The 4,131-nt window shown below is 70.1% G+C and carries 5 protein-coding genes; 2 read left to right on the forward strand and 3 right to left on the reverse strand.

The genetic code is table 11. The features are described from left to right. Positions 1–71: 71 nt before the first annotated feature. Complete coding sequence (locus FED44_RS35345) at positions 72–1,532, reverse strand: MFS transporter (protein WP_244302554.1); 1,461 nt, start codon at positions 1,530–1,532, stop codon at positions 72–74. A gap of 174 nt (positions 1,533–1,706) precedes the next feature. On the opposite strand from FED44_RS35345, the gene FED44_RS35350 reads away from it, so the two are divergent. Then, entirely contained in the window at positions 1,707–2,300 is a 594-nt protein-coding gene (locus FED44_RS35350; RefSeq protein WP_138463395.1) for an XRE family transcriptional regulator, read from the forward strand. A 30-nt stretch (positions 2,301–2,330) separates the two neighbouring features. On the opposite strand, the gene FED44_RS36950 is transcribed toward FED44_RS35350, so the two are convergent. After that, positions 2,331–2,945, reverse strand: coding sequence for a response regulator transcription factor (locus FED44_RS36950; protein WP_208759346.1), 615 nt, complete (start codon positions 2,943–2,945; stop codon positions 2,331–2,333). Positions 2,946–3,330: 385 nt separating this feature from the next. Here FED44_RS36950 and FED44_RS35360 point away from each other — a divergent pair, with 385 nt between their 5' ends. Beyond that, positions 3,331–3,831: a hypothetical protein gene (locus FED44_RS35360; RefSeq protein WP_138463396.1), complete on the forward strand. Its 501-nt coding sequence runs from the start codon at positions 3,331–3,333 to the stop codon at positions 3,829–3,831. A gap of 16 nt (positions 3,832–3,847) precedes the next feature. Here the strand turns inward: FED44_RS35360 and FED44_RS35365 are convergent, their stop codons facing one another. Next, positions 3,848–4,036 (reverse strand): substrate-binding domain-containing protein, encoded by a 189-nt coding sequence (locus tag FED44_RS35365; RefSeq protein ID WP_262367404.1) that lies wholly within the window; start codon positions 4,034–4,036, stop codon positions 3,848–3,850. Positions 4,037–4,131: the final 95 nt, after the last annotated feature.

Raw genomic sequence — 4,131 nt, forward strand, 5'->3', positions numbered from 1 at the left:
GTGACGACCGAAGCCGCCTCCGGGCGATCGGCACGTGTCGTCAGATGTTCGCGGCCTTCGGCGCGAACGGTTCAGATGTTGGTCGACCGGCCGCCTCGGCCGGCGCCCACCTGTGCCTCCGCTGTCCGCCTGTCGTCGCCTGGCTGTCCGCCCGCTTGCGGTTTTCGGCCGCCGGAAGCGGGGGCGGCCAGGGTTGCGGCAAGTACGAGCAGGCCGCAGGCTGCGACGAGGAGCCAACCGGGTCGCGATGCTTCGGCGAGATGGGCGGGCGGGGCGCCGGCGATGATGCTGCCTGCGGCAGCGACACCGAGGGCCGAGCCGAGCTGACGGGCGGTGGAGGTGATCCCTCCGGCGACGCCGGCGCGGGCGGGCGGCAGGCCGCTGACCGCGGTGTTGGTGATCGGCGCGTTCGCGAATCCGAACCCGATGCCGACGAGCAGGTAGGCCAGCGAGAGCAACCGGATGTCGGTGTCATCGCCGATACCTGCGAGGCAAAGACCGCCGGCCGTGATGAAGCCCCCAGCGAGCATCAGCGGCGGGCGTGGGCCGAAACGTCCGACGAGCATCCCGGAAAGCGGCGCGCACACGGTCGCGGCGACGGCCATCGGAAGCGTGACCGCTCCTGCGGCCACCGGGGTCATGCCCCTCGTATGCTGCAGGTAGAGGGTGTTGAGCAGCAGGGTCACGCTGAGGGCGATGAACACCACGACCGCGCTGACGACGGCGGCGATGAACGGCGGCCGGCGGAACAACCGGGGGTCCACCAGCGGCTCGGTCCGTCGTGACTCGACCCATCCGAAAGCGGCCGCGGCGACGGCGACGACGAGGTAGCCCGCGATCGCCGTGGGCGAGTCCCACCCGATGCGCGGTCCCTCGATCAGCACGGCGACCGAACAGCCGACCACGACGGTCAGCAGCAACTGCCCCGGGCCGTCGAGCCGGCGCGGTCGCGCCGCGCGGGACTCCGGGACGAAGACCGCGGTCAGCACCAGCGCCACGGCGACGACCGGCACATTGATCCAGAAAACCGATCGCCAGCCGGCGCCTGAGACCAGAGCGCCGCCCACGATGGGCCCGGCGGCCATGCTGACGCCGAAGACAGCGGCCCACACGCCGATCGCTCGCGCTCGCTCCTTCGGCTCGGTGATCAGGTTGACGACGATCGCCAGCGCTACCGGGCTGAGCATCGATCCGCCGACACCCTGCACCGCGCGTGCCACTACCAGCACGCCGATGGCCGGCGCGAGCGCGCACGCCACGGACGCGGTGCCGAAGACGACCAGCCCTATCTGGAACACGCGGCGCCGTCCGATGCGGTCGGCCAGCGCGCCGGACGAGATCAGCAAGCCGGCCAGCACGAGTGTGTAGGCGTCGACCGTCCACTCCAGACCGCGAGTGCCGACGTGCAGGCCGGCGCCTATCGCCGGCAGGCCGACGTTCACGATCGTGGTGTCCAGTCCGACCAGGAAAAGGCTGAGGCAGCAGATCGCCAGCACCGTCCAGCGTCTGGGCACACCGGGTTCCGTGTCCATGGTTGCTCCTTCGTGGCGCATCGTGGGCGCTCGCGGAATCGAGACCTCACGGGCCTGGCGAACAATGTCGGGCCGCCGGGAAAGGATCGGCCAGCATTTTTGCGAAGACCGCAAAAACCGACCTGGCCGTAGCGTCTATCCGAAGACCAGCGCTTGTGCCCCAAACTGGATGGCGTGGACGCCGAACTGGAGCAGACGCTCACCGCCATCGGACCTCGACTGCGCTCGCTGCGTCGTGACCGGGGCATGACCCTCGAGGCGCTGTCGGCGGCGACCGGCATCTCGGTCAGCGGCCTGTCACGGATCGAGTCCGGCAAGAGGCGCCCGACCCTTGAACTGCTCATACCGCTCGCCCGAGCACATCGCGTCGCGCTCGACCAGCTCATCGCCGCCCCGGCGACCGGCGACCCCCGGGTTCACCTGACCCCGCGGCGGCACCGCCACGGAAGCGTCCTTGTGCCACTGACGCGGTACCCGGGCCGTCTCCAGGTCTTCAAGCAGGTGATCGCACCACGGCCGCGCAGGTTCGTCACCCACGCCGGCTATGAGTGGCTGTTCGTCCTCGCAGGAGAGCTGCTGCTCGTCCTCGGGGAGCGCGAGCTCACACTGCGTCCGGGCGAGGTCGCCGAGTTCGACACGGCAGAGCCGCACTGGTTCGGCCCGAGTGGCGACCGCGCCGTCGAGATCCTCCACATCTTCGGCCCCCAAGGCGAAAAGGCCCAGGTGCGCGCACGCCCGGCCGGCCTCCGCAACCACCGGGGCGACTGAGCTGGGCCCTCCTGCCGACCCGATCCTCGGTCAGGAGAGCAGGCCGCGGCGGTAGGCCTCGGCGACGGCTGAGGCGCGGTCGCGGACGTCGAGTTTGGCGTAGATGTGCAGCAGGTGGGTTTTGTGCGCGCACCCCGCGCGCAGGATGAGGATCGCCGCTTCCTGGCTGCTGCCGTAGAAGTCGACGTTGCCCTTGGCTTCCGGAACCGACTGGCCCTCTTTGAGGTCGGCCAGCCAGGTCACGATGCCGTTGATCTTCTCGGCGGCCAGCCCGATCTGCAGGGCCCGGCTCTTGCCGGCGCCGGTGGTGCCGAACGTCAGGAACCGCTGGGCGCTGCCAGTGGAGGGGTCGAACAGGCGCTTTTTGGCCGGGCGGCCGTTGTGGTAGACGCCGGTGACGATGCGACCGTGCCGGCCCATCACCAGGTCCTCGCGGGTGACGGCCCGGACCTCAGCCAGCGGGTTGGAGGGGTAGATCGTGACGATCGCCCGGCGCGACCCGTCGGTCTCCACCGTGATGCGGGTGGAGTTGGTGATGTCCAGGGCCGAGCACAGCGCGGCCAGGTCGTAGCTGACCACCTTTCCTTGGGGCACTTCGAGCATCAGCTCGACGACCTCGCGGGTGGTGGCTGCGGCGGTGTTCACGCGGTGGTCTCCTTCTCGGCGCGGTGTGGGCGGCGCCGGGACGGCCGATGGGGACGCTGGTGAGGACAGCCCCGGGCATCGCCAGCGGGGCGATCCGCTGCGCCCAGACCGTCGTGGGGTCGCTGTGCAGGTCGGGCGTGCCGATGGTCAGGCGCCGCACTCCAGCGCCGCGGCCGGGCACCGGGCCGATGTCGATCAGGTCCTCGGGGACGTCCATGAGCGCCGACAGGTTGCGGATGAACACGTCCGGGACCGGACGGCCGGTAACGGCCGAGCGGATGACGGTAACCATTGCGCCGAAGGCGCCAGTAAGTGCTGTGTAAGCGTCGATCAAGCCCGTCCGCCTATCTCTGTGACGTACAAGAAACCGGAAGGGTTGAGAGCAATGTCGCGGAACGTCTTCATCATCGGCGCCAGCGCCGGCATCGTCCTGCTGTTCGCAGGGATCTACGGGATGGGCTCGATCTCCACCATGTCGTGGGGGTTGCCCGCCTTCATCGTCGGGATGTTCCTGCTGATCGGCGACGTCGTCATCCTGGCCTCCAGGCTGGTCGGCGGCGGCGGCCCGTCGGGCGGCGTCTTCGGCCAGATGAAGAGCTTCCTGGGCACCGGAAACCAGGACCTCGTCGGCACCGGTCTGCCGGCCACCGCCCTGGTCGCGAGCATGCGGGACACGGGCACGACGGTGAACGACCAGCTCGTCGTCGCCTTCGACCTGCGAGTGCAGCCCGCCTCCGGCGCGCCGTACACGGTCGCGCACCGGCAGATCCTCCCCCGGCTGCTGATGGGCGCCGTCCTGCCGGGCCGGACGGTCCAGGTGTGGACCGACCCCGCGGACCCGCAGCGCCTGGCGATCGACTGGTCCGCGCTCCCCGCCCAGACCTGAAATCCGGGCGTGAAATCTAGGCGGGAGGCGCGGTGCTGCCGCGGGTGGTCAGGCGCGGGGCCTCGTCCTCCAGCGGCCTGGCCTCCACGCCGTCGATCAGCGCGAGCAGCCGTTGCGCCGCGTGCGCGCCGTACGCCGGGATGTCGCGGGTGAGCACGGTCAGCGGCGGACGGACGACCTGGCAGAGCGGGGAGTCGTCCCAGATGACGGGAGTTCCTGAACTTCCCGGACAGGTCTATGCGCGCGTGTGAGAAGAGTTTCTGGACTTTCCCGAAACAGGTCTACGTGCATGCGCGAGCG

Origin of the sequence: Microbispora triticiradicis, from assembly GCF_005864065.1 — a bacterium.
In the GTDB taxonomy this organism is placed as follows: Bacteria; Actinomycetota; Actinomycetes; order Streptosporangiales; family Streptosporangiaceae; genus Microbispora; species Microbispora triticiradicis.

Bases quoted from the DNA above. Each gene is read 5' to 3' on its own strand.
- FED44_RS35345 (WP_244302554.1), bottom strand. From the start codon at position 1,532: ATGGACACGGAACCCGGTGTGCCCAGACGCTGGACGGTGCTGGCGATC.
- FED44_RS35360 (WP_138463396.1), top strand. From the start codon at position 3,331: ATGTCGCGGAACGTCTTCATCATCGGCGCCAGCGCCGGCATCGTCCTG.